Here is a 24,918-nt window from a genome sequence, read left to right on the forward strand (position 1 = left end):
AGGACACGGCATGGCAGCCGAACAGAAGCAGGGCAGCGACACGGCCGTACCGGCGGCACTGCGCGAGCAGCACGCGCTGATCGCCGAGCAGGTCGAGGAGCACCGCTTCCGGTACTACGTGAACGACCAGCCGGTCGTCAGCGACGCCGAGTTCGACAAGCTGCTGCGCTCGCTGGAGGCGCTCGAGGAGGAGTATCCGGAGCTGCGCACGCCCGACTCGCCCACCCAGAAGGTGGCCGGGGCGTACGAGACGGACTTCGCCTCCGTCCAGCACCGCGAGCGCATGCTCTCCCTCGACAACGCCTTCGACGACGAGGAACTGGCGGCCTGGGCCGAGCGCGTGGCCCGGGACGCCAACACCTCCGACTACCACTACCTGTGCGAGCTCAAGGTGGACGGCCTCGCCGTCAACCTCACGTACGAGAACGGCCGCCTGACCCGCGCGGCCACCCGCGGCGACGGCCGCACGGGCGAGGACATCACGCCCAACGTCCGCACCATCGCCGAGATCCCCGACCGGCTCAAGGGCGACCGGATCCCGGCCCTGGTCGAGATCCGCGGCGAGGTCTTCTTCCCGATGGAGAAGTTCGAGGAGCTCAACGCCCGCCTGGTCGAGGCCGAGGGCAAGCCCTTCGCCAACCCGCGCAACGCGGCGGCCGGTTCGCTGCGCCAGAAGGACCCCAAGGTCACGGCGAGCCGCCCGCTGCACATGGTGGTGCACGGCATCGGCGCTCGCGAGGGCTTCGAGATCGAGCGACAGTCGCAGGCGTACGAGCTGCTGCACGAGTGGGGCATGCCCACCGCCAAGCACAACAAGGTCGTCTCCACGCTCGCCGAGGTCCGGGAGTTCATCAAGGAGTTCGGCGAGAACCGGCACTCGGTGGAGCACGAGATCGACGGCGTCGTCGTCAAGCTCGACGAGATCGCGCTCCAGGGCCGTCTCGGTTCCACCGCGCGCGCTCCGCGCTGGGCCATCGCCTGGAAGTACGCCCCCGAAGAGGTCAACACCAAGCTGATCGACATCAAGGTCGGCGTCGGCCGCACCGGCCGCGTGACCCCGTACGCCCAGGTGGAGCCGGTGACGGTGGCGGGCTCCGAGGTCGAGTTCGCGACCCTGCACAACCAGGAGGTCGTCAAGGCCAAGGGCGTGCTCATCGGGGACACCGTCGTCCTGCGCAAGGCGGGCGACGTCATCCCCGAGATCCTCGGGCCGGTGGTCGACCTGCGGGACGGCAGCGAGCGGGAGTTCGTGATGCCCGCCGGATGCCCCGCGTGCGGGACGGAGCTGCGGCCCATGAAGGAGGGGGACATCGACGTCCGGTGCCCCAACGCGCAGTCCTGCCACGCCCAGTTGCGCGAGCGCGTCGCCTACCTGGCCGGCCGCCAGAGCCTGGACATCGAGAACTTCGGCATGGTCGCGGCCGCGGCGCTGACCGGCCCGCTGGAGCCGGCCGTCCCGCCGCTCCTCGACGAGGGCGACCTCTTCGACCTGACCATCGAGCAACTGCTGCCGATCAAGGCCTACGTCCTCGACCCGGACAGCGGACTGCCCAAGCGGGACCCCAAGACGGGCGAGGAGAAGATCGTCACGGTCTTCGCCAACCAGAAGGGCGAGCCGAAGAAGAACGCCCTGTCGATGCTGGAGCACATCGCCGCCGCCAAGGACCGCCCGCTCGCCCGCATCATCAACGGCCTGTCGATCCGTCACGTCGGCCCGGTCGCGGCGGAGGCCCTTGCCCGCCAGTTCCGGTCGATCGACGCGATCCGGAGCGCCACCGTGGAAGAGCTGACGGCGGCCGAGGGCGTCGGCGCCATCATCGCCGCCTCCCTCAAGGAATGGTTCGCCGAACCGTGGCACGAGGAGATCCTGCGCAAGTGGCGGGCGGCGGGCGTCCGGATGGAGGAGGACGGTTCCGGCGAGGAAGAGGGTCCCCGTCCGCTGGAGGGGCTGACCGTCGTCGTCACCGGCACTTTGCAGAGCCACACCCGGGACGGTGCGAAGGACGCGCTGCAGAGCCGCGGCGCCAAGGTCACCGGGTCCGTCTCGAAGAAGACCTCCTTCGTCGTGGTCGGCGACAACCCCGGCTCGAAGTACGAAAAGGCCGTGCAGCTGAAGCTCTCCATCCTGGACGACGCCGGGTTCGCCGTCCTGCTGGCGGACGGCCCGGACGCGGCGCGCGAGGCCGCTCTCCCGCTGGACGGCAACGCCGAAGAGGAGTAGCGAAGGCGAACGGATGCGTGGCGTGCGGCCGTACGAGCGGGCGCACGCCAGGCGTGTCCAGCGGTGGCACCCGTCCGCGAACGGCCGGTACCGAACACGGTTGAGGCCGGTACAAGGCTGGTCGTAGGCCCAGGACCTGTCGGATCATCGGATGGGTGACCGGAGGGTCCTGGTCCAAACTCACCCGTTCGGCGGATACCGTACTGATGAGGATGGCTGGGTCGTATTCGGGCAACCGCCGCCGACCGCTGCCCCTGGGTGCCTCCAGCGTCCTACTGTTGAGGGGTGCGCCTGTCGTGCACGGCTGCTTGATGCGCTTCCAGTCGTGATGGCATGACATCGGGGCCATTGCGTGGCATCGGCATCGCCGGCTGTGAGAGGGACGGGCATGAAACCCACCGAAAGCGCCGACCCGTCACCAGACTTCGGCGGGGATTTCCCGTCCATGCGGCGGACGGGCCGGCTCGGTGTCCTGGGCACCAGGGCGCCGCAAGCGCGACCGCTCGACACCGGGGCGGGCACGGGCGGAGCGGGACGGCGGCGCCTGGCACTGCCCTTCGTCGTCGTGGGAACCGCCGCCGTGGTGCTCGTGGTCGGCATCGTCGCCGCACTGACCAGTCGTCACGCCCTGTTCCCCGGCGGCTCGGTCGGCTGGGCACTGGCCCTGCTCACCGGCATCATCGTCGGCCACCTCGTCGCCCTCGGCCGCGACCGCTGGTGGGGCGGCACCGGATCCGGCGCGGCCCTCACCCTCGGCGTCCTCATCCTCTACGGATGGGTCCCCGCCGGGCTGGTCTCGCTCGCCGTGGTCTCCCTCGTCGGAGCCGCCCGCCGGCACCGCTGGCGCCAGGGACTGCTGCACGGCGCCACCGACATCCTCGGCATCGGCGCGGGAGCCCTCGTACTCGCCGCCTTCGGCGAGGCACCCTCCGTCGAACGCCCGTGGCGGCCCACCGGATGGGGGCTCGACGCCGTCCCCGAAGTCGTCCTGGTCGCCCTCGCCTACCTGCTCGTCACCCGCGTCCTGCTCTGGCTCGCACTCGCCCCGAGCGGCGGGGGACTGCCCACCGTCGCCCGCACCGCGCTGCTGCGCCAGGCCCTGGTCGCCGTCGCCCTCCTCGGCATCGCGCCACTGATCTGCGTCGTCGCCGAATCGCTGCCAGTACTGCTGCCGCTGTTCGCCGTCCCGCTGATCGCCCTGGACTCCACGCTGTGGATCGCCCGCGCCCGCGCCGAGGAGCAACTGCGCGACCCGCTCACCGGCCTGCCCAACCGGCAGTGGCTGCTGGAACGCGCCTGGAGCGCGCTCGACCAGGCCGAACGTTCCGGCACCCGCGCGGCGCTGGTACTGATCGACCTGGACCGCTTCCGCGCGGTCAACGACACCCTCGGCCACCTCGCCGGCGACCGGCTGCTCCTGCAGATCGCGGACCGGCTGCGCCAGGCCCTCCCGCCGGACGCCGAGGCGGCCCGCCTCGGCGGCGACGAGTTCGCCGTCCTGCTGCCCGTCGCCGACTCCACCACCAGCGCCCAGCGCGTCGCCCGCAACCTGGTCGCCGAACTCAGCTCCCCCCTCGACCTGGACGGCCTGACCCTGGTCCTGGAGGCCAGCGCCGGCCTCGCCGTCTTCCCCGACCACGCGCTGGACGCGGAGGGACTGCTGCGCCGCGCCGACGTGGCCATGTACCAGGCGAAGCGGGACCGGACGGGTGTCGAGGTCTACGAGTCCAAGCGGGACAGCAACACCCCCGACCGGCTCGGCCTGCTGGGGGACCTGCGGCGGGCGCTGGACGCCGGCGAGGTCGAACTGCACTACCAGCCGAAGGTCCGCTTCGACGGCCAGGTGGCCGGGCTCGAAGCGCTCGTACGGTGGGTGCACCCCGAGCGGGGCCGGGTCTCGCCGGACGAGTTCATCGCCATCGCGGAAACCTCCGGTCTGATGCCGCACCTCACCGAATACGTACTGGAGACCGCGCTCGCGCAGGTCGCCCGGTGGCGGGCCCAGGGCCTGAAGGTCCCGGTCGCCGTCAACGTCTCGCCGCGCGACGTCCACACCCCCGGCTTCGCGGGCGCCGTGGCCGCGCGCCTCGCCCGGCACGGCGTACCGGCGAGCGGCCTCCAGCTGGAAATAACGGAACACGTCCTGCTGGAGGACCCGCAGCGGGCCGCCGACACCATGGCCGGGCTCACCGGCCACGGCGTGAAGATGTCCCTGGACGACTTCGGCACGGGCTACTCCTCCCTGGTCCACCTGCGCAGGCTGCCGGTCAGCGAACTGAAGATCGACCGCTCCTTCGTGGCCCGGCTGGCCGTGGACGCGCAGGACGCCGAGATCGTCCGCTGCACCGTCGACCTCGCCCACTCCCTCGGCCTGCTGGTCGTCGCGGAGGGCGTCGAGGACGACGAGACGTGGGAGCGCCTGCGCGACCTCGGCTGCGACGCCGTCCAGGGCTGGCTGGTCGCCGCCGCGATGCCCCCGCAGGAGGCCACGGCCTGGCTGCTGGCCCGTGGTGAGCGCGGCTGGCGGCGGCCCGCGGACATCACGGCGGAGCTGGCGGCGCAGACCGCGGCGGCCGCTGCGGCGCAGACCGCGGCGGCGCGGACCCAGTGAGGTACGTCGAAGCACCGGCGGTGCACCGGACCGCGCCGGGCGACCCGCCGTCGGTCTTCCTGGCGGGCGGGATCACGCACTGCCCGCCGTGGCAGTCGTCGGCGGCGCGGGCGCTGGCCGATTTCGTCGTCCTCAACCCGCGCCGGACGGCCTTCGACGTCTCCGACCCCACGCAGACGGACGTCCAGATCGCCTGGGAGTACCGGCACCTGCTGCTGGCCGACGTGACGCTGTTCTGGTTCCCGGAGTGCGAAGCGGCCCTGACGGTCCAGCCGATCACCCTGTACGAACTCGGCGCGGCCGCGGCCACCCCGGGCCGCCGGCTGGTAGTCGGCGCCGACCCCGGCTACCCCCGCCGCGCGGACGTCGTCGCCCAGCTGGCCATGGCCCGCCCTGACCTCACGGTCCACGGAACCCTTGCCGAGACTCTGGCCGGGGCCCGGACCCACCTGGCGGCCCTGGCCTGAGGCCCTGCCGGACCGTTGCCGCGTGCGGCGCGTCCGATCACCAGCCCCTCCGGCGTTCGAGGAGCGGGGTCTGGGGCGGAGCCCCGAGGAACGGTGGAAGGGTGGGGAGGGGACTTCGCCCCGCGCAGTGGCACACCCGCGGCCGACGGGTGAAACGGGCCCGTGCGGGGGGCCCGTACCGCCCCCGGGGGAAACCGGGGCGCCGGGTGGGGGCCGGGCCCCATAGGATTGGGCCCGGAACCCACACACTCACTCACCACCCCCAGAGGATCGCTGCATGCCTGGCATCACGCGCGAGGAGGTCGCCCACCTCGCTCGGCTGGCACGTCTGGAGCTGAAGAGCGAAGAGCTCGACCACTTCGCTGGACAGCTCGACGACATCATCGGCGCGGTCGCCCGCGTTTCCGAGGTCGCCGACCAAGACGTCCCGCCGACCTCCCACCCGCTGCCGCTGACGAACGTCATGCGCGCGGACGAGGTCCGTCCGTCGCTCACCCCCGAGCAGGCGCTTTCCGGCGCTCCCGCCCAGGAGCAGCAGCGTTTCAAGGTGCCGCAGATCCTGGGGGAGGACTAACAACATGACCGACACGCACAGCATCATCAGGCTCACCGCCGCCGAGACCGCCGAGAAGATCGCTTCCGGCGTCCTCACGGCCGTCGAGGTCACCGAGGCCCACCTGGCCCGCATCGAGGCGACCGACGAGAAGGTTCACGCCTTCCTGCACGTCGACCGCGAGGGTGCCCTCGCGCAGGCGCGCGCCGTCGACGCCAAGCGCCAGGCCGGCGAGAAGCTCGGCCCGCTGGCCGGCGTACCGCTCGCCCTCAAGGACATCTTCACCACCGTCGGGGTCCCGACCACCGTCGGTTCGAAGATCCTCGAAGGCTGGATCCCGCCCTACGACGCCACCCTGACGCGCAGGCTGAAGGAAGCCGACGTCGTCATCCTCGGCAAGACCAACATGGACGAGTTCGCCATGGGGTCGTCGACCGAGAACAGCGCCTACGGTCCCACCGGCAACCCCTGGGACCTCACCCGGATCCCCGGCGGCTCCGGCGGCGGCTCCGCGGCCGCGCTGGCCGCCTTCCAGGCCCCGCTGGCCATCGGCACGGACACCGGCGGTTCCATCCGCCAGCCCGCCGCCGTCACCGGCACCGTCGGCGTGAAGCCCACCTACGGCGCGGTCTCCCGCTACGGCATGGTCGCCTTCTCCTCCTCCCTGGACCAGGGCGGCCCCTGCGGCCGCACCGTCCTGGACACGGCCTTGCTCCACGAGGTGATCGCCGGGCACGACCCGCTCGACTCCACCTCCATCGACGCCCCGGTCCCGCCGGTCGTCGAGGCGGCCCGCAACGGCTCCGTCGCCGGCATGCGCGTCGGTGTGGTCAAGCAGTTCGCCGGCGAGGGCTACCAGGCCGGCGTCGTCCAGCGCTTCAACGAGTCGGTGGAGCTCCTCAAGGAGCTCGGCGCCGAGATCGTCGAGTTGGACTGCCCGTCCTTCGACCTCGCGATGGCCGCGTACTACCTCATCGCGCCGTCCGAGTGCTCCTCGAACCTGGCACGCTTCGACGCCATGCGTTACGGCCTGCGCGTCGGCGACGACGGCACCAAGTCCGCCGAGGACGTCACCGCGCTGACCCGCGAAGCCGGTTTCGGCGACGAGGTCAAGCGCCGCATCATCCTCGGCACGTACGCGCTCAGCTCCGGCTACTACGACGCGTACTACGGCTCCGCCCAGAAGGTCCGCACGCTCATCACGCAGGACTTCGAGAAGTCCTTCGAGCGGGTCGACGTGATCGTCTCCCCGACCACGCCCACCACCGCCTTCCCGATCGGTGAGCGCACCGACGACCCGTTGGCGATGTACCTCGCGGACCTGTGCACCATCCCGACCAACCTGGCCGGCAACTCCGCCATGTCGCTGCCCTGCGGCCTGGCCCCGGAGGACGGCCTCCCGGTCGGACTGCAGATCATCGCCCCGGCGATGAAGGACGACCGGCTGTACAAGGTCGGCGCCGCCGTCGAGGCCGCCTTCATCGAGCGCTGGGGCCACCCGCTGCTTGAGGAGGCTCCGTCGCTGTGAGTTCGAGTACGAGTACCAGTACGAGCGCGCTGTCCAAGGCCAAGGGCTTCAGGAAGTCCAAGTCCGGTACGTACCTGTCGATCGGCACCACCGCCTTCGGTGCCCTCAGCGTCGTCAAGCAGGCCCGCAAGGCCCGCACCGAGCACGACACGCTGAAGCTGATCGACGCCGTCGTGTCCGCCGCCGCCATCGTCACCGGCCTCGCGATCCTGTACCGCGAACTGAAGCGTCTCGGCGACGACGACGTCCTGCTGGGCTGAGAGGGAATTTCCACTGTGACTGTCACCGAACTGCTGTCGTACGAGGACGCCCTCGCGTCGTACGACCCCGTCATGGGCCTCGAGGTCCACGTCGAGCTCGGCACGAAGACCAAGATGTTCTGCGGCTGCTCGACCGAGCTGGGTGCCGAGCCCAACTCGCAGACCTGCCCGGTCTGTCTGGGCCTGCCCGGCGCGCTGCCCGTCGTCAACGAGATCGGCATCGAGTCCGCCATCAAGATCGGTCTCGCGCTCAACTGCGAGATCGCCGAGTGGTGCCGCTTCGCCCGGAAGAACTACTTCTATCCGGACATGCCGAAGAACTTCCAGACCTCCCAGTACGACGAGCCGATCGCCTTCAACGGCTTCCTCGACGTCCAGCTGGAGGACGGCGAGATCTTCCGCGTGGAGATCGAGCGCGCCCACATGGAGGAGGACACCGGCAAGTCGCTGCACGTCGGCGGCGCCACCGGCCGTATCCACGGCGCGTCCCACTCCCTGCTGGACTACAACCGCGCCGGCATCCCCCTCATCGAGATCGTCACCAAGCCGATCGAGGGCGCGGGCGTACGGGCCCCCGAGGTCGCCAAGGCGTACGTCGCCGAGCTGCGCGAGGTCATCAAGGCCCTCGGCGTCTCCGAGGCCCGCATGGACAAGGGCCAGATGCGCTGCGACGTCAACCTGTCGCTGCGCCCCACCCCCGAGTCAGAGTTCGGCACCCGCAGCGAGACGAAGAACGTCAACTCGCTGCGCTCCGTCGAGCGCGCCGCCCGCTTCGAGATCCAGCGCCACGCGGCGGTGCTCTCCTCCGGCGGCTCGATCGTGCAGGAGACCCGGCACTTCCACGAGGAGGACGGCTCCACCACGGCCGGCCGCATCAAGGACAACGCCGAGGACTACCGGTACTTCCCGGAGCCCGACCTGGTCCCCATCGCCCCGGCCCGCACCTGGGTCGAGGAGCTGCGCTCCGGTCTGCCGGAGATGCCGCGCGTGCGCCGCAACCGCCTCCTGCAGGAGTGGGGCGTCACCGAGCACGACATGCAGTCGATCCTCAACGCGGGCGCGGTGGACTCCATCGTCGCGACCATCGAGGCCGGTGCCGACTCGACCGCCGCCCGTAAGTGGTGGATGGGCGAGCTGGCGCGCAACGCCAACGAGCAGGGCGTCGTCGTCGACGAGCTGCCCATCACCCCCGTCCAGGTCGCGCGCGTCGCGGCCCTGGTGGCGGCCGGTGAGCTCAACGACAAGCTGGCCCGCCAGGTCCTCGAAGGCGTCCTCGCCGGCGAGGGCACCCCGGACGAGGTCGTCGAGAAGCGCGGCCTGAAGGTCGTCTCGGACGAGGGCGCGCTCGGCGCGGCCGTGGACGAGGCCATCGCGGGCAACGCGGGCATCGCCGACAAGATCCGCGGCGGCAAGATCGCCGCCGTCGGCGCGCTGGTCGGAGCGGTCATGAAGACCACCCGCGGCCAGGCCGACGCGGCGCGCGTCAAGGAGCTCATCCTGGAGCGCCTGGGCGTCTCGGAGTAGGTCCGCAGGAGTTCGCGCGGTCCGCGCGCACGAAGGCCCCGTACCGGTGGGATCCGGTACGGGGCCTTCGTGGTCTCAGCGACCCAGCTGGGGGCCGGCGATGACGACCGTGCCGTTGTCGCAGCCCTTGTCCACCTTGACGCGAAGCCGCAGGGCTCCGCTCACGTCCACCGTGCGCGTGATCGGCTTGCCCAGTTCCACGAGCTCGGAGAAGGCGGCGGGCTTGCCGTCGAGCGAGATGGTGACCCGCCCCTTCTCGTTCGTCGAGCCGTCGTCGATCCCCGCGGTGAACTCCAGCGTCTTCCACTCACGGTTGAGGTCGAACTCGGTCTGGGCGTCGAAGTTGCAGCTGCTCTCCTGGATGAACGCGGCCCCGTACTGCTTGGTGTTGATCTTGGCGGGACCGACGTCGAATCCGCCCAGGTCGCCGTTGACCGGGCCCATGACGGTCAGGTCGGCCGCCTTGACGTCCGGCGCGACCCCCGATGGCTGGGAGCCGGTCGCCGTGGGCTGGGTGGTCGGGGAGTCGGACTCGGACGCCGACGAGCTGGGCGTCGGCGTCGGCGAGGGAGTCGGGCTCTCGGGGGCCGAGGAGGACGAGGCCGCCTTGTCCCCGCCGCTCGCCGTGTTCGAGCCGTGCCCTTCCTCCTTGTCCCCGAGGAGCTTTACGCCGATCACCGAGGCGGCGCCCACCACCAGCACCGCGAGCACCGCCCCGAGCACCAGCCCGGTCCGCCGCTTCTTGCGCGGCGGCGTGGGCGGGGACGTGACCGTGGGCAGCGGCTCGGTGGGGGAGCCGGTCGCGGGCGCGGGACCGTACCCCTGCGGCACGCTCGCCCGCACGGGCGGCGGTGTGTACACCGGCTCGGTGGGCGGTGGGGTGTACAGGGGCTGGGCGGGCGGCGGTGTGTACGCCGGCTCAGCCGGGGGCGCCGCCGGGAGCACCGGGGCGGCCACCGGAGGCGTCGGCCGCTGCTGGGGCGGGGCCACCGGCTTCGGCGGGGCCGCCACCGGGGCCGGGGGCACGGCCTGGACCACCCGCTGAGAGGTGGAGGTGGTGGTGGACACCACCGCGTGCCGGATGTCCTTCATCCACCCGGCCAGGTTCACCGGACGCTTCAGCGGATCGGACGCGAAGATGGAAGCGATCCGCGCCCGCTGTTCCGCGTCCAGCACCGCGAACTGCGGCAGCCGCACAAGGGCCTGCGCCAGCAACTCGGGGGTCGCGGGCGGCGATTCCCCGCTCAGCATGAAGTACGCGATGGCCCCGAAGGCGTACCGGTCCGCACCCGGGGTCCGCTTCCCGTCGAACACCTCGGGAGCCGCGTAGCCCGGGGTGAACCAGACCTCGGCCGTCTGGTGGTCGGCGGTCAGCTTGCTGAGGCCGAAGTCCACCAGGGTGGCCTGCCCGTGGGCGTCGACCATGACGTTGCCCGGGGACAGGTCACCGTGGATCACCTGGCGCCCGGACGGGGTGGCCTTCCCCGAGTGCAGCCAGTCCAGTACGTCGGCCAGCTGCTCCAGCGTGCGCATCACCTCGCGCCGCTCGGCGGCGGTGGCGAGCGTCCGCTCGGCCCGCCAGTCCCGCAGGTCGAGTCCGTCCACGTGGTTCATGACCAGGACGAGGGCCCGCCCGGTCAGCGTCCCCGATTCCCCGGGACGGTGGATCGGCGGCCCCTCGAAGTGCTCCCGGACGCCCACGACGCCCGGCCGGTGGACGAAGCGCAGCAGCTCGGCCTGTTCGTTCCACTTCTGACTGATGCGGTCGAACACGTCCGGGGTGATCGTGGTCTTGGAGTCGAGCACCTTCACGACGACGGGCTCGGACCCACCCGCGAGCTCGATCTCCGCGAGATAGAGCACGGCCTCCCCGCCGCGCCCGATGGACCGGAGCAGTCGGTAGCGGTCTGCCGCCGCGTCCGGACCGATGTGCAGATTCTGGCTGGTCAATTTCCCCCCAGCGCCGATTGTTTGAGTGGGGATCAGCTTCCCGTGAGGTGGTTGGTGGGGTCAATGGGAATCGGCCTGTGCACCACCTTCGGGGACTTCACGGGCGGGCGCCCGGCAGACTGCGCACGGGGAAGACTGAATCAGGGGGCGGACCGGTGGAGATCGGTGCGATGGTCATCGCCGCGGCGGGAGTCGCGGGCACGCTGGGCGGCGCGCTGCTCACCCGGCGGGGCGCGGCGCGTGCGAAGGCCCGCGAGATCGAGCTCGTGCGAAGACACGACGCGGTGCGCGAGAACCTGCTGCTGTGGCGCACCTGCTCCGCGGATCTCCACCGGGACGCCCGGCAGTTCACTTCCGCCCTCGACCGGTATCCGCACACCATGCGGGAACGCCAGGTGGAGGACACCGACCGGGCCGCGCTCGACCCCGCGACGCGTGGGTCATGACTCTCCCAGCAGGTCGTCCAGCAGGCGCTTGCCGTCCTCCATGGACAGCGCCTGGTTCCGCAGGATCCCATATCGGCGGCCAGGGCTTGCGCGCCAGCATGGACTGGCGGGTCAACCGCCCGGCCGTCTGCACCTCGATCTCCTCCGGGGTCATCGGCGGGTACAGGCAGCCGAAGACGGCCGCCGCGTACTCGGGGGTCTGGAGCAACCTGGGGATCACCGAGTTCTCGTACGGGAAGAGGCTCTCCGCGTCCCGCTCGTGCGTGATGAAGTCGATCGCGAAGGCCGGGTACCGCTCCCGCTTCGGGATCTTGCCCGGGACGCGCCCAGCAGGCCGCCCGTCCCGAACAGGTCGTCGAGGGTCGCCGCCATGCGCGGCTGGAGGAGCCGGCGGCCCTGCTCCATGGAGGCGATCGTCTCGGGGCCGGTGCCCAGGACGCGCCACGAGACGTTCCTTTGGGACCTGTTGTCGAACTTCGGTCCGATCCTCGATGGTCTGGCCGCGGTCCACACCGTCGTCGGCGTCGACCACCCCGGTACGGGGACGACCCCGCGCGCCACGCGACCGCTCGAACTGGCCTTCGCCCGGGTCGGACGGTGGCTCGGGCTCATCACCGACCTCTGGTCGGAGCTGGCCCGGCGCGAGGAGACCGAGCCGCTCGCGCGGCTCCTCGTACCGCTCACCCTCAGCCCGCAGGTGCTGGAGGGGCTGACCGGCGAGCAGGTGGAGGCGGCCGTGCGCGCCACCGCCGCGTCCTTCCCGCCCGGCGGCGGGGACCATGCCGCGCTGGTGCGGGGGGCCGACCTGCGGGCCGAGATCGCACGGCTCGACGTACTCGCGCTCGTCATCGCGACCACCGCCGACCGCCTCGTACCGCTCGATGTCCAGCGGGAGGTGGCCGATGCACTGCCCGGTGCCCGGTGGGCGGAACTGCCCACCGGGCACCTGCCGTTCGCCGAGCTCCCGCGGGAGTGGGCGGACCTGGTCACCGGATTTCTGGCAGCGCTCCCGACACGTCGAGCGTGAGCAGCCGGGCCCGCTTGGCCGGGAGGCGGCCCCCCGGCAAGTCGATCTCCGGGAGCTCCACCTCCGGGCCGAGCGTGAAACCGGTCCGCTGCAGCCGGTCCATGGCCCCGTCGTCGCGGGCGTCCGGCTCGGCCACGACGCGGCGCACCGAGGGCTCGGACAGGAGGTAGGTGAGGAAGACGTTCGACAGGGCCGTGGGCAGGGCCTGTTCGGCGCCACCGTGGTCCGGGTCGATCAGCAGGTGCACGCCGATGTCCCCGGGCCGGACCTCGTAGCACCCGCCGACCCGGTCCTCCGCGCAGTCGTACGTCTGGAACAGCGCGACCGGCTGCCCCTCGCACCGCGCGAGGTACGCGTGGCGGGTGGTGCGGCGGTCCAGGGCCTCGTAGGCCTCCCGCACCAGCTCGCGGCCGACTCCGCCCGTGCCGCAGAAGGCGGCCCGCCCCTCGGAGACCCAGGCATGGACGAGCCCGGAGTCGGCGGCCGGGTCGAGGGGCGTCAGGGTGACGGTGCCTAAGCCCTCGACGACATGGATGTGGACGGGCTGCCGGGTGGCGGGTGCGGGCGCGGCGGCGTCGGGGGCGGTGGTGCCGGTGGAGGTGGTCATGCGGATTCCTTGGTGAGGCGGGACCAGTCGGTGACGACCGGGACGAGTTCACAACGCGCCCGGAGCGGGAGCTGGTCGCGGTGGTGCGGGCTTCCGGCGACGCCGTCCGCGCCGAGCGGGACCACCCAGAGGATGTCCTCACAGCGGGCCAGGTCCCATATGTAGCGGGCCGCCGGGGCGCCGGTGGTGCGATCGGTGAAACCAGGGACCGTGGACGTGGCGTTGAGGCGGTCGTGGTCGCCGCCGACCCCCGGCCACTCGGCGTCCGGATCCGGCAGCGCCGACCAGGGGGCGAGCCGGTGGACCTCGGACCAGGGGGTGTCGGGCGCGCTCGCGGCCGCCGTCTCCTCCAGGGCGGCGCGGACGTGCCCGGCGCGGGCGGGAGTTCGGCGCTGACCGAGCGCGTCCGCGCCGAACTCCCGCCCCTCCTCGGGGAGGCGGGGTCGGCGTACGTCTGGCTGGCCTGCGACACCGCCACCACCCGCACCCTGACGGGCTGGCTCCGCAAGGACCTGGCGATCCCGAAGGGGCGGGTCAACGGGCTGGGGTACTGACGGGCCTGAGGCCTGAGGCCTGAGGTCTGAGGCCTGGGGCCTCAGGACTCCTGAAGTCCGAGTCCGAAGCCCGCGAGCGTGCGGGCGGTTACGTGCCCGTGACGCCGTCGACGGCCTCGCGGAGGAAGTCCGCGTGGCCGTTGTGGCGGGCGTACTCGTGGATCATGTGCAGCATGAGCGCGCGGAGCGAGGCGTCCTCCTCCCACCTCTCGACGTGCGCCGTCACATCGAGGGACTCGGCGGCCTCCTCCACCGCGCGCGAGTGCTCGACCTCCGCCTCCCAGGCCGCGAAGGCCTCGGCGCGGGTCGAGCCGGAGGCGTCGTAGGCGGCCTGGAAGTCGTGCGTGTCCGACCACAGATGCGGGACGTCCGCCCCACCCAGGGTGCGGCGGAACCAGTGCCGCTCGACTTCCGCCATGTGCCGGACCAGCCCGAGCAGGGACAGGGTGGAGGGCGGGGACGACTGCCGGCGCAGTTCCTCGTCGGTGAGGCCGTCGCACTTCCAGGCGAGGGTGGCCCGGTGGAAGTCGAGGTAAGCGCGGAGCGTTTCGCGCTCGCCCCCGGTGAGGGGCGGCCCGATGCGGTGGGTGGGTTCTGTTGCTGCCATGACAGCGATCTTGCCCCGTTGGCCCCGGGGGTGGAAGGCGTTCACCCCTGTCCGGCGTGCATCTTTTGTTCCAAAGTGGAAGATATGCCGCCAAGTTCCCCCTGTATTACCCATAAGGTCCACGGGATCAGCGAGGTCCACGAGGCCTGCAAGGTCCAGCTGAAGGTGAAGGCCCCCCGCAGCCCCCACCCCACCCACCGTCAACGCCCCCTACCCCACCCAAACCCATGGCACGGTGACCCCCAGGACTTCGAAGCCCAGCCGTTGCAGGATCGGGCGGCTGTCCTCCGATGCGTCGACCTGGAGGTAGGGGATGCCATGCTCCGCCGCCACTCGGGCTCGGTGGGCGACCAGGAAGCGGTAGATGCCGTGGCCCCGCCACTCCGGGACCGTGCCGCCGCCCCACAGGCCCGCGAAGGCTGTCCCCGGGCGCATCTCCATCCGGGCCGCGCTGACCGGGGTGTCGCCCGCCATCGCTACGACCGCTTCGATGGTGTCCGGCTCGTCCCTCAGCAGGTTCAGCATCAGCTCCCTGATGCGCGGCCGGTCCGAGCCGAAGGCGCGGCGGTGGGCCTCCATCATCAGGTCCACGCCCTCCTCGTCGGTCACCACCCGCAAGCTGATGCCTTCCGGCGGCTCCACCGACAGGGTGGCGATGTCCGCCGTACGCCCCACCAGCAGCGTCTCCGCGGGCTCCGCCACGAAGCCCGCCGCGCGCAGTCGCTCGCCCAGGTCGGCGGGGCGGTCGTAGTCGTAGAGCTTCCACTCGAACTCCGCCTCCGGGACCTCGCCCCGTGCGGCCAGTTCCGTGAAGAACTGCACCTGCTCCGCGATCGCCGCGTCCGCCGTACTCTCGTCGAGGTCGGACCAGAGCACCATGCTCCCGCCGGCTCCGGGCACGATCTGCCGTACGACCGATCCCACCCGTTCCACGCGCGCGTCGCTGGTGTCGGGCTGGGCGTTGCGGCGCATCGCGGAGTCGAACTCGGCACGCACCTTCAGCAGGTCGTTCAGCGGGTCGTTCAGCGGGTGGTCCAGCGGGTGGTCCAGCGGGTCGTCTCGGTCCGTCGTCATCCGGCCAGCTCACCAGCCGCCGACCGCCCCCGACAACTGCATTAACCTCACCAGGTGAGCGACCCCACGCACCCCGTGCACCCCCCGTCCCCCCACCCCGCCGACCCCGCCGTCCACACCGGCAAGGCCACCCCCGACGCCGCGCTCGACCGGGGCTGGCTGCTGGGCCACTTCAAGGCGCCCGGCGATCCCCGCCACAGCGAGGACGTGGAGATCAAGTGGGGCGTCCACCCCAAGGGTGACGAGCGGGCGCAGTGGGTGCGCGGCGAGTCGCGTACGGCGTTGCAGGTGCTGATCAGCGGGCGGTTCCGGCTGGAGTTCCCCGGCCGGAGCGTCGTGCTCGCCGAGCAGGGGGACTACGTCGTGTGGGGGCGCGGTGTCGACCACTCCTGGTACGCGGAGGAGGACTCGGTAGTGCTCACCGTGCGCTGGCCCTCGCTGCCGGGGTACCGGACCGACGATCCGGACCGCGATCCGGATCGATGAACCACACCGACGATCCGGGGACCGATGACCAGTCCGGCCGGACCTCCGTTCCGAAGCCCGTGTGACCATGGTCCCGCACCTGGTCGGCAGCCTGTGACGATGCCCACGAAGGCAGCCAACGATCACGGAACGCTGGGATCGTGAAGGTGTAGACCATAGAACCACCAGGGAGCTCGTCCGTTGGCAGCCATCGCACGCTGGTGCATGCGACACCGACTCGTTGCCGTACTCATCTGGCTCCTCGCCTTCCTCGGGACCGCCGCGGCCGCCGTCGGCGCCGGAGCGGCGTTCTCCAATGACTACGAGGTCCCCGGAACCGAGTCCAGCAAGGCGCACGCCCTGCTCCGCGAAGGCTTCCACGGTCAGGGCGGCGACACCGACACCATCGTGTGGCGGGCCCCGGAACACCAGAGCGTGCGTACGCCCGCCGTCGAGGAGCGCATGACGCGGGCGCTGGACTCGGTGGCCCGGCTGCCCGGCGTCGGGTCGGTGGCCGGCCCCTACGGTCCCGAACCCGGGGCCGCCGCCCAGGTCAGCCCCGACGGGCGCACCGCCTACGCCGTGGTCACCTTCGACCAGCAGGCCGACTCCGTGCCCAAGGGCGAGGCCAAGGCCGTCGTGGCCGCCGCGAAGAACCCGGCGACCCAGGCCGACGGCCTCCAGGTCGAGCTCGGCGGCCGCGCCATCGGTCTCACCGAGGCCCCCAGTGCGCACCTCGCCGAGGTCATCGGCGTGGCCATCGCGGCCGTGGTGCTGTTCCTGGCCTTCGGCTCGCTGGCCGCGAGCCTGCTGCCCATCGCGACCGCCCTGGTCAGCGTGGGCACCGCCTACTTCGGCATCACCCTCCTCGGGCACGCGATGCCGGTCGCCGACTTCGCCCCGATGCTCGGCACGCTCGTGGGCCTCGGTGTCGGCATCGACTACGCGCTGTTCATCGTCACCCGACACCGCAAGGGACTCCAGCGCGGGCTCCCGGTCGCGGAGGCCGCCGAGAACGCCGTCGCCACCACCGGCCGGGCCGTCGTCTTCGCGGGGGCCACCGTCTGCATCGCGCTGCTCGGCATGCTGGTGCTCCGGCTGAACTTCCTCAACGGCGTCGCGATCGCCGCCTCCCTCACCGTGGTGCTGACCGTCGCCGCCTCGGTGACGCTGCTGCCCGCGCTCCTCTCGTACATCGGTACGCGCGCTCTCTCCGGCCGCGAGCGCCGCAGGCTGGCGGCGGAGGGTCCGCGGGCCGAGTCGGTCACCGGCTTCGCCGCCCGCTGGTCGGGCTTCGTCGAGCGCCACCCCAAGCTGCTCGGGTTCCTCGCCGCGGTGGTCATGGTGGTGCTGGCGCTGCCCACGCTCTCCCTCCACCTCGGCACCTCCGACCAGGGCAACAACCCGGCCGGCTCCACCACCCGTAAGGCCTACGACCTGCTCGCGGAGGGGTTCGGCCCGGGGATGAACGGCCCGCTGACGGTGGTCGCGCGCCTCGGCGGCGCCGCCGACCGGGTCGCCGTGGAAGGGTTGGCCGAGTCGCTCCGTACGACCGGGGGCGTGGCCTCCGCCGGACCGGCGGTCTTCAACCGCAGCGGCGACACCGCCGTCATCGCCGTCGTGCCGGACTCCCCGCCGCAGTCCCGGGACACGAGCGCGTTGGTCGCAGCGTTGCGCGAGGAGGTCATCCCGCGCGCCGCGCACGGCAACACCATGCAGGCCCACGTCGGCGGTGTGACCGCCGGGTACGACGACTTCGCCGAGGTCATCGTCGGCAAACTGCCGCTCTTCGTCGGGGTGGTCATCGCGCTGGGCTGCGTACTCCTGCTGCTGGCCTTCCGCTCCATCGGCATCCCGGTCAAGGCGGCCGCCATGAACGTCGCCGCCGTCGCCTCCTCCTTCGGAGTCGTCGTCGCGGTCTTCCAGTGGGGCTGGGGCAGCGAACCTCTGGGGCTGGGCAGCGCCGGACCGATCGAACCCTTCCTGCCGGTGATCATGGTCTCGGTGCTCTTCGGACTGTCCATGGACTACCAGGTCTTCCTCGTGAGCCGGATGTACGAGGAGTGGCTGGAGACCGGGGACAACAAGAAGGCCGTGCGCGTCGGCCTCGCCGAGACCAGCCGGGTGATCAACTCGGCGGCCGTCATCATGATCTCCGTCTTCCTGGCCTTCGTGCTCAGCGGCGACCGGCTCATCGCGATGTTCGGCATCGCGCTCGCCGTGGCCGTCGCCCTCGACGCGTTCGTCCTGCGGACGCTCCTCGTGCCGGCCCTGATGCACATGCTCGGCGGAGCCAACTGGTGGCTCCCGGACTGGCTGGACCGGAGGCTGCCGAGGATCAGCATCGAGCCCCCGGAGTGCCGAGCGCATGCGAAACTTCCCCTGCAGCGGCCCGGCGCGGACCCCGCCACGAGCGAGGACGGAGCTGAGCCCGCCACCAGCTCCCGGTGATCAGGCCATCCGCCGCCACACACCCAAGGAAGAACGCGCATGTTCTCGATAGACCTCGCCGACGACGCCCAGATGTTCCCCCTGGAAGCCCGGCACGCGGAGGAGTTCTTCGCGCACATCGAACGCGGACGCGAGTTCATCGGCCAGTACGTCGGCTTCCCGGACCGGTCCTCCGACCTCGAGTCCGCCCGCGCGCTGCTGGCCAAGTACGCACTCACCGCGGGGGAGGACGGCGCGCGGTTCTTCGGGATCCGACTCGAGGGCACGCTCGTGGGCGGAGTCCTCTTCCCGGCGTTCGACGCCGCGAGCGGCAACTGCGAGATCGGCTGCTGGCTGGAGCCCGCCGCGGCCGGCCGCGGCCTGGTCACCAAGGCCTGCAGTGTCTTGATCGACTACGCCTTCGGTGAGCGCGGCATGCACCGCGTCGAATGGCACGCCGCCACCGGCAACAAGAAGAGCCTCGCCGTGGCCGAGCGTCTCGGCATGACCCGCGAAGGCGTCATGCGCCAGAACCACCTGCACCGCGGAGTCCGTCAGGACACCGAGCTCTGGGCGATCCTCGCCCACGAGTGGACCCCGGCCGCGTCCGCGTAAGAAGCCCAGGCAGGCGGCCACGTGAGCGCCCGGGCAGGCGCCCGCCGGTCCCGCGCATCCGGCCCCCGCCACCGCACCGCCCCGCATCCCCCGCGGACTCGGGGCGGGCGGTGGTGACGACCCGGCCGGATTCTCAGGAACCTCTCAGAAAAGCCGCCTACGGTGCCCCGCATGGACACCACGAAGACCGCCGACACGACCGCTCCCGAGGCGGAATCCCCGGCCGACCTGACCAAGGCCACCGACGAGACGGCCGCCCCGGTCGCCGCGGACAGCGCCGCCACCGAGGAGATCCTCGACGAGGAGCTCGACGCCGACCTCGACGACGAGCTCGAGGCTTCGGACGAGGAGCAGCAGAGCAGTGGTGTCGCGGCCGGAGCCTCCGCGATCGTCGCCGCCGGTCTCGGCCTGATCGCCCTCAGCGGCAGCTGGACCTCGCGCGTCCTGGCCGAGCGCGAGACCCTCAAGGGTCAGATCAGCTCGGCCAACGCCACCAGCACCGAGGCGAAGATCGAGGCCCTGTACGGCAACGCCTGGCAGATGACCGCCCTGGTCAACGGCGTCCTGTCGACGATCGCGCTGCTCATCGCCGTCTTCGTCCTGGCCCGCCCGGCCTTCGGCACCCCCGGCCGCACCCTCCCGACCTGGGTCCGTTCCGTGTCCTGGGCCGCCGTGGTCGTCGCCGCCATCGGCCTGATCACCTTCGCCTTCATGTACGTGCTTTCCCTCCCGGTAGCCCCCAGCGCCGCCTAGGCATCCCGCCGGGGCCCGCCACAGGGCCCCGGCCGGCGCCTGCCTGCCCCCGCCGGATCCTGCTGGGAACCGCGGAGGGGACCGGTGTGAACGATCATCAGGGGTACTGGGATCCCCTCCCCGCCGTGCGCGCGTCAGCCGGAGCCGAGGCCCCCCGGCGTGGGACGGTCATCGCCCTCGCCCCGGCCGAGACCTACCTGGCGCCAACCGTACGGGCCTGGTGGCAGGAGCGCGCACGACTCCGTGAATGGGCCGGGCACTTCGCCGCAACGCCCGGTTCGGACAGGCCCTAGGCGCCTCCTTAGGCCACCTCAGGGTCCCAGGGCCGCGGCCTAAGGCCCCCTGGCCCGTGCAGATGCGGCATGCTCCCGATGTGCCGGTACCCCCTGGGAGGAGATTCTTGGATCACACCGAACGAGGTGCCCGAGAAACACCACCAGGGAGTACAAGATGTTCCAGTACGAGATCGCCGCCACCCGCCGCGACGAACTCATCCGCGAGGCCGACGCGTACCGCCTGGTCCAGGAGGCGAAGAAGAGCCGTCGCTTCCTCTCTCGGAACCAGGAACCGGAGGGGTCGGTGAGAGGACACCGCGGCCGCTTCGCCCGCGCCGCGTAACCCGCGACCGCAACCGTGTGAACCGGCACGTGATGAGAAGCGCACCAATAACGAGTGCCGTTGACCAGGGCCTCTGTGCGATGCTCGGCGGCGTGGAAACCAGATCCGTCAGCCCGGTGTTCGTCGGCCGAGCCGACGAACTGGCCGTACTCACCGACGCCCTGACGCGCGCCGCCGGCCAGGAGCCGCAAGCACTGCTCATCGGGGGCGAGGCCGGAGTCGGGAAGACCCGCCTCACCGAGGAGTTCCTCTGCGAGGCCGACCGCCGCGGCGCGGTCGTCGCCGTCGGAGGCTGTGTGGAGATCGGGGCGGAGGGCCTTCCCTTCGCCCCTTTCTCGACCGCCCTGCGCACCCTGCACCGCCTGCTCCCCGCCGAACTGGCCGCCGCGGCCGTCGGCCAGGAGGACGAACTCGCCCGCATCCTCCCCGAACTCGGCGAGACCCCCCGCGGCCCGCACGACGAGGAGAGCACCGCCCGGCTCTTCGAGCTGACGGCCCGGATGCTGGAACGGCTCGCCGCCGACCGCACCGTCGTCCTCGTCCTGGAAGACCTGCACTGGGCGGACGCCTCCACCCGCCACCTGCTCGCGTACCTCCTGCGCGCCCTGGGCAGCGGCCGGCTCGTGGTGGTCGCCACCTACCGGGCGGACGACGTGCACCGCCGCCACCCGCTGCGCCCGCTCCTCGCCGAACTCGACCGGCTGCGCACCGTCCAGCGCATCGAGCTGCCGCGGTTCAACCGGGCCGAGGTACGCCGCCAGCTCGCCGGCATCCTCGCCTCCCAGCCCGACGAGGACTTCGTCGAATCGGTCTTCGACCGCTCCGACGGCAACGCCTTCTTCGTCGAGGAACTCGTCGCCTCCCGCGCCAGCGGCTGCCTCACCGGCCTCACCGAATCCCTGCGCGACCTCCTCCTCGTGCGCGTCGAAGTCCTCCCGGACGCCGCGCAGCGCGTCGTGCGCATCGTCGCCGAAGGCGGCTCCACGGTGGAGTACGACCTGCTGCGCGCCGTCACCCGGCTCACCGAGGACGAACTCATCGAGGCCCTGCGGTCGGCGGTCGGCGCCAACATCCTCATCGCCACCTCCGACGGCGACGGCTACCGCTTCCGCCACTCCCTGGTCCGCGAGGCCGTATCCGACGACCTGCTGCCCGGTGAGCGCGCCCGGGTCAACCGCCGCTACGCCGAGGCGCTCGAGGAGGACGACTCGCTGATCCGCGCCGAGGAGCGGGTCATCCGGCTCGCCACCTACTGGTACTACGCCAACGACGCGGTCAAGGCCCTGCCCGCCGTACTCGCCGCCTCGGTGGCCGCCAGGCGCCGGCACGCCTACTCCGAGCAGCTCCGGCTGCTGGAGCGGGCCATGGAACTGTGGGAGGCCGTACCGGAGGAGGTACGCGGCGCACTGCGCCCGGCGGACTACACCGAGGTGTACCCGCCCTGCGGCTGCGACCCGGCGACCACCCCGCTGCAACGCCTCGACCTGTTGGCCGAAGCCACCGTCGCGGCCCGTTTCGGCGGCGAACGCGAGCGCGCCCTGAAGCTCACCAAGACGGCCCTGCGGACGCTGGACGACGGCCACGACCCGCTGCGCGCCGCCTGGTTCTGGACGGAGCGCTCCCGGCTGATCGCCGCCCTCGCCCGCGGCGACGGCTGGGCGGAGCTCGCCAGGGCCCAGGAGCTCGTCCGCGGGCTGCCCCCGTCCCAGGTGCACGCCGACGTCCTGGTCCGGGCCGCGAGCTGGGGGATGCTCCACCAGCCGGGCCCCGACAACCTGGTCGCCGCCGAACGCGCCGTGGAGTACGCCCGGATGGTCGGAGCCGAGGACACGGAACTCAACGCCCGCATCACTGTCGGCAGCCTGCTCGTCGACTCGGGCGAACCCGAGCGCGGTCTCACCGAGATGTTCTCCGTCAAGGACCGGGCCGCCGAACTCGGGCTCGGCATGCTGGCGGGACGCGCTCATATCAACCTGACCTCTCATCTGGAAAGCATGGGCCGGTCCCGCGAAGCCGTGGAACTGGCCGAACAAGGTGTCGCACTGGTCAAGAAGTCCCAGCTGATGGACTCCGAGGCCTGGGTCCGCGGGAACATGGCGGAGAGCCTCTACAGCCTCGGCCGATGGGACGAGTCCGCGACGGAGGCCCGGCGCACCCTGGCCCTCGTCAGCAGCGCCGCTCCGCGCGCGGCCGCAGCCGCACGGCTGTCCTACCTGGCGCTGGCCCGCGGCGAACTCGCCGAGGCCGCCGCCCAGCTCACCGCCGCCCGCGCCCACTTCGGCTCCCACAACGGCCAGCCCCAGCACCGGATCCCGCTGTTCCGCCTCGCGATCGGGGTGGCCGCGGGGGAGGGCCGGATAACCGACGTCCGCACCGAAGTGATCACGGCCGTCGACTACGGCTTCCCGCTCGGCAACCACCGCTACGCCTGGCCGCTGCTGCTCGCCGCAGCCTCGGCCGAGGCCGATGCCCGGGGCCTGCCGGTCGCCGAGGCCGGCCGGGAGGAAGCGCTGACGGTGCTGCGCACCGCCGCCCGGGCACTGGCCACCCCGGTCCCGCTGTGGACCGCCCATTCGGAGTACCTCAGGGCGGAGCTGCTGCGGGCCGAGACCCGCGACACCGTCGCCGACTGGACGGCCGTGGAACGGGCCGTACGTTCGCTGGAGCGCCCGTACCTGCTGGCCAGGGCCCGGCACCGGCTCGTGGAGGCCCTGCTGGCGGCCGGCGGCGACCGCGAGGCCGCGACGCGTCTGCTCCACGAGGCCCATGCCACCGCCGAGCGGCTCGGCGCCCGCCGGCTCCGCGAGGACCTGGCCCTGCTCGCGCAGCGCGCCCGGCTCCCGATCACCCCCCTGGACGCCCCCAAGGTCCTGCCGGCGCCGGACACCGATCCGGTCGAGGCGCTGGGCCTGACCAGCCGTGAACGGGACGTGCTGCGCCTGGTCGCGGTGGGGCACACCAACCGCCAGATCGCCGAGGAGCTCTTCATCTCCCCGAAGACGGCGAGCGTGCACGTCTCCAACATCCTGGCGAAGCTCGGGGTCGCGGGCCGCGGCGAGGCCGCCGCTCTGGCCCACCGGCTGCGGCTCTTCGGATCCGGCTCCCCGCAGGCCGCCCGGACGGCGTAGTGCCCTAGTCGGCCGGGTGCTCCGTCGTGCGTATGAGCACCCTGCCGGAGTCCAGGTCTATCGGGCCCTTTCCCGGGTCGCCGTCACTGACGTCGATCCGGGAAAGCTCCAGCCGCTTCTTCTCGTCGTCCGTGTGCTTGCGTCCGGGGCTGAAGAGCTCCTCGATCATGTTGAACATCGTGCCCACCGTGCCTTTCGTCCCCCGATCGGGGCCCGCCGGTCATCGCACTGTCAGTGTCAGGATCCTGTCGTCGCCGGCTTCCGGCGACCCGCGCCCGTCCGTCTCGCTCGTGACCAGCAGCAATCTGTCCCCACCGAGGGCCACCACGGTGCGCAGCCGGCCGTACTCACCCTGCAGGAAGGCCTCGGGCTCCGCCACCGGCTCGGCCCCGGCCAGCGGAATCCGCCAGAGCCGCTGCCCCTTCAGCCCGGCCATCCAGACCGAGCCCTGTGCCCAGGCGATCCCGCTCGGCGAGGCCTCGTCGGTCTTCCACACCGCCACCGGATCGCGCAGCCCCGGCTTGCCGGCCTTCCCCTCAGCCTCCGGCCAGCCGTAGTTCCCGCCGGGCTCGATCAGATTCAGCTCGTCCCAGGTCTTCTGGCCGAACTCGGCCGCCCACAGCCGCTTGTCCTTGTCCCAGGCCAGGCCCTGCACATTGCGGTGCCCATAGGAATAGACGACCGAATCGGCCTCAGGATTCCCGTGCACAGGCTGTCCGTCCGGGGTCATCCGCAGGATCTTCCCGCCCAGCGACTTCTTGTCCTGGGCCAGCCCGCTCTCCCCGGTCTCTCCCGTCCCGGCGTAGAGCATCTTGTCCGGGCCGAAGGCGATGCGCCCGCCGTTGTGGATCAGACCCTTGGGGATCCCCCTGAACACCGTGTCAGGAGCGCCCAGTTGATCGCCGGGCGCTCTCTTCTCGTCGTAGCGCAGCCGGGCGATGCGGTTGTCGGACTCGGTCGTGAAGTACGCGTAGACCATGCGGTCCGAGGCGAAAGAGGGGGACAGGGCCAGGCCCAGCAACCCGCCCTCGCCGCCCGGGGCCACCCCGGGCACCTTGCCGACCTGGGTCACCGTGCCCGTGCCCACGTCGACCCGGCTGATCGTTCCCTTGTCCCGCGAGGCGACCAACAGGTTCCCGTCGGGCAGTGGAGCCACGCCCCACGGGGACTCCAGGTCCTTGGCGACCACCCCGGTCACCGTGACCTGGCCCTTGGCCGGCGGCCCGGAGGCCGACGGAGAGGCGGACGGCCCGCCGGATGCCCCCGGTGGTGGTGGGCTGGACGCCGGGCCCGGTGGCGATCCGCCCGGCCGGGCCGTCGTGCCGCCCTGCGGCGAGCAGCCCGCCGCCAGCAGCGCTCCGCACCCCGCCAGGGCGAACGCCGCCAGCACTCCGCGGGTCCGGGCGCGCGGGCCGACGTACGACATCGGCACCCGTGGCCGCCGCTGCTCCTGGTCGTGCTCCGGCCCTGGTCCCTGAGC

Annotated in this window: 25 protein-coding genes; 17 read left to right on the top strand and 8 right to left on the bottom strand. The window is 71.9% G+C overall.

Annotated features, from left to right (window positions below; translation table 11 throughout):
* Window positions 1-10 precede the first annotated feature (10 nt).
* The 7 genes from ligA to gatB all read left to right on the top strand — a co-directional run bounded on the left by ligA (window position 11) and on the right by gatB (window position 9,164).
* On the top strand, window positions 11-2,221 hold the full coding sequence (gene ligA / locus OG389_RS26440) for an NAD-dependent DNA ligase LigA (RefSeq protein WP_328300939.1): 2,211 nt from the start codon (window positions 11-13) through the stop codon (window positions 2,219-2,221).
* Window positions 2,222-2,609: 388 nt separating this feature from the next.
* A complete protein-coding gene (locus OG389_RS26445) occupies window positions 2,610-4,832 on the top strand; it encodes a putative bifunctional diguanylate cyclase/phosphodiesterase (RefSeq protein WP_443059345.1) in 2,223 nt (740 codons plus the stop codon).
* Entirely contained in the window at window positions 4,829-5,299 is a 471-nt protein-coding gene (locus tag OG389_RS26450; protein ID WP_328300940.1) for a nucleoside 2-deoxyribosyltransferase domain-containing protein, read from the top strand. Before OG389_RS26445 ends, OG389_RS26450 begins: the two co-directional genes overlap by 4 nt.
* Before the next feature lie 277 nt (window positions 5,300-5,576).
* On the top strand, window positions 5,577-5,873 hold the full coding sequence (gene gatC / locus OG389_RS26455; protein WP_007266718.1) for an Asp-tRNA(Asn)/Glu-tRNA(Gln) amidotransferase subunit GatC: 297 nt from the start codon (window positions 5,577-5,579) through the stop codon (window positions 5,871-5,873).
* 4 nt (window positions 5,874-5,877) lie between these two features.
* Window positions 5,878-7,380: an Asp-tRNA(Asn)/Glu-tRNA(Gln) amidotransferase subunit GatA gene (gene gatA / locus OG389_RS26460; RefSeq protein ID WP_328300941.1), complete on the top strand. Its 1,503-nt coding sequence runs from the start codon at window positions 5,878-5,880 to the stop codon at window positions 7,378-7,380.
* Entirely contained in the window at window positions 7,377-7,640 is a 264-nt protein-coding gene (locus OG389_RS26465) for a hypothetical protein (RefSeq protein WP_328300942.1), read from the top strand. The genes gatA and OG389_RS26465 overlap by 4 nt, the downstream gene beginning before the upstream one ends.
* A gap of 15 nt (window positions 7,641-7,655) precedes the next feature.
* Window positions 7,656-9,164: an Asp-tRNA(Asn)/Glu-tRNA(Gln) amidotransferase subunit GatB gene (gatB, locus tag OG389_RS26470; protein ID WP_328300943.1), complete on the top strand. Its 1,509-nt coding sequence runs from the start codon at window positions 7,656-7,658 to the stop codon at window positions 9,162-9,164.
* Window positions 9,165-9,239: 75 nt separating this feature from the next.
* On the opposite strand, the gene OG389_RS26475 is transcribed toward gatB, so the two are convergent.
* Window positions 9,240-11,114, bottom strand: a complete 1,875-nt coding sequence (locus OG389_RS26475; RefSeq protein ID WP_328300944.1) for a protein kinase domain-containing protein — start codon at window positions 11,112-11,114, stop codon at window positions 9,240-9,242.
* Window positions 11,115-11,269: 155 nt separating this feature from the next.
* Between OG389_RS26475 and OG389_RS26480 the strand changes: the two genes are divergently transcribed.
* Window positions 11,270-11,560, top strand: coding sequence for a hypothetical protein (locus OG389_RS26480; protein ID WP_328300945.1), 291 nt, complete (start codon window positions 11,270-11,272; stop codon window positions 11,558-11,560).
* On the opposite strand, the gene OG389_RS36835 is transcribed toward OG389_RS26480, so the two are convergent.
* Entirely contained in the window at window positions 11,463-12,005 is a 543-nt protein-coding gene (locus OG389_RS36835) for a Scr1 family TA system antitoxin-like transcriptional regulator (RefSeq protein WP_443059346.1), read from the bottom strand. The two genes, OG389_RS26480 and OG389_RS36835, sit on opposite strands and share 98 nt — an antisense overlap.
* On the opposite strand from OG389_RS36835, the gene OG389_RS26485 reads away from it, so the two are divergent.
* On the top strand, window positions 11,931-12,587 hold the full coding sequence (locus OG389_RS26485; protein ID WP_328300946.1) for an alpha/beta fold hydrolase: 657 nt from the start codon (window positions 11,931-11,933) through the stop codon (window positions 12,585-12,587). The two genes, OG389_RS36835 and OG389_RS26485, sit on opposite strands and share 75 nt — an antisense overlap.
* On the opposite strand, the gene OG389_RS26490 is transcribed toward OG389_RS26485, so the two are convergent.
* Window positions 12,547-13,194 carry a GNAT family N-acetyltransferase gene (locus OG389_RS26490; protein WP_328300947.1) on the bottom strand — a complete coding sequence of 216 codons (648 nt, stop codon included), beginning with the start codon at window positions 13,192-13,194 and terminating at the stop codon, window positions 12,547-12,549. The genes OG389_RS26485 and OG389_RS26490 overlap by 41 nt on opposite strands.
* Window positions 13,191-13,547: a penicillin acylase family protein gene (locus tag OG389_RS26495; RefSeq protein WP_328304119.1), complete on the bottom strand. Its 357-nt coding sequence runs from the start codon at window positions 13,545-13,547 to the stop codon at window positions 13,191-13,193. Before OG389_RS26495 ends, OG389_RS26490 begins: the two co-directional genes overlap by 4 nt.
* Here OG389_RS26495 and OG389_RS26500 point away from each other — a divergent pair.
* The gene (locus OG389_RS26500) at window positions 13,494-13,748 is read left to right on the top strand and encodes an SIP domain-containing protein (protein ID WP_443059347.1); all 255 of its coding nucleotides are present in this window, start codon (window positions 13,494-13,496) and stop codon (window positions 13,746-13,748) included. The two genes, OG389_RS26495 and OG389_RS26500, sit on opposite strands and share 54 nt — an antisense overlap.
* A gap of 88 nt (window positions 13,749-13,836) precedes the next feature.
* On the opposite strand, the gene OG389_RS26505 is transcribed toward OG389_RS26500, so the two are convergent.
* The gene (locus tag OG389_RS26505; RefSeq protein WP_328300948.1) at window positions 13,837-14,355 is read right to left on the bottom strand and encodes a DinB family protein; all 519 of its coding nucleotides are present in this window, start codon (window positions 14,353-14,355) and stop codon (window positions 13,837-13,839) included.
* Window positions 14,356-14,565: 210 nt separating this feature from the next.
* Window positions 14,566-15,327, bottom strand: coding sequence for a GNAT family N-acetyltransferase (locus tag OG389_RS26510; RefSeq protein ID WP_328304121.1), 762 nt, complete (start codon window positions 15,325-15,327; stop codon window positions 14,566-14,568).
* Between the two features lie 177 nt (window positions 15,328-15,504).
* Between OG389_RS26510 and OG389_RS26515 the strand changes: the two genes are divergently transcribed.
* The 7 genes from OG389_RS26515 (at window position 15,505) to OG389_RS26545 (ending at window position 23,438) form a co-directional block, all read left to right on the top strand.
* A complete protein-coding gene (locus OG389_RS26515; protein ID WP_328304123.1) occupies window positions 15,505-15,915 on the top strand; it encodes a signal peptidase I in 411 nt (136 codons plus the stop codon).
* 180 nt (window positions 15,916-16,095) lie between these two features.
* On the top strand, window positions 16,096-18,345 hold the full coding sequence (locus OG389_RS26520) for an MMPL family transporter (protein ID WP_328300949.1): 2,250 nt from the start codon (window positions 16,096-16,098) through the stop codon (window positions 18,343-18,345).
* A gap of 39 nt (window positions 18,346-18,384) precedes the next feature.
* Window positions 18,385-18,939 carry a GNAT family N-acetyltransferase gene (locus OG389_RS26525; RefSeq protein WP_328300950.1) on the top strand — a complete coding sequence of 185 codons (555 nt, stop codon included), beginning with the start codon at window positions 18,385-18,387 and terminating at the stop codon, window positions 18,937-18,939.
* 171 nt (window positions 18,940-19,110) lie between these two features.
* On the top strand, window positions 19,111-19,692 hold the full coding sequence (locus OG389_RS26530) for a hypothetical protein (RefSeq protein ID WP_328300951.1): 582 nt from the start codon (window positions 19,111-19,113) through the stop codon (window positions 19,690-19,692).
* Window positions 19,693-19,778: 86 nt separating this feature from the next.
* Window positions 19,779-19,985: a hypothetical protein gene (locus tag OG389_RS26535; protein ID WP_328300952.1), complete on the top strand. Its 207-nt coding sequence runs from the start codon at window positions 19,779-19,781 to the stop codon at window positions 19,983-19,985.
* Window positions 19,986-20,142: 157 nt separating this feature from the next.
* Window positions 20,143-20,310 (top strand): hypothetical protein, encoded by a 168-nt coding sequence (locus tag OG389_RS26540; RefSeq protein WP_328300953.1) that lies wholly within the window; start codon window positions 20,143-20,145, stop codon window positions 20,308-20,310.
* A gap of 80 nt (window positions 20,311-20,390) precedes the next feature.
* On the top strand, window positions 20,391-23,438 hold the full coding sequence (locus OG389_RS26545; protein ID WP_328300954.1) for a helix-turn-helix transcriptional regulator: 3,048 nt from the start codon (window positions 20,391-20,393) through the stop codon (window positions 23,436-23,438).
* Window positions 23,439-23,442: 4 nt separating this feature from the next.
* On the opposite strand, the gene OG389_RS26550 is transcribed toward OG389_RS26545, so the two are convergent.
* A complete protein-coding gene (locus tag OG389_RS26550) occupies window positions 23,443-23,616 on the bottom strand; it encodes a DUF6191 domain-containing protein (RefSeq protein ID WP_328300955.1) in 174 nt (57 codons plus the stop codon).
* A gap of 42 nt (window positions 23,617-23,658) precedes the next feature.
* On the bottom strand, window positions 23,659-24,864 hold the full coding sequence (locus OG389_RS26555) for a PQQ-dependent sugar dehydrogenase (RefSeq protein ID WP_328300956.1): 1,206 nt from the start codon (window positions 24,862-24,864) through the stop codon (window positions 23,659-23,661).
* Window positions 24,865-24,918 lie beyond the last annotated feature (54 nt).

Origin of the sequence: Streptomyces sp. NBC_00435 (assembly GCF_036014235.1) — a bacterium.
Lineage (GTDB): Bacteria > Actinomycetota > Actinomycetes > Streptomycetales > Streptomycetaceae > Streptomyces.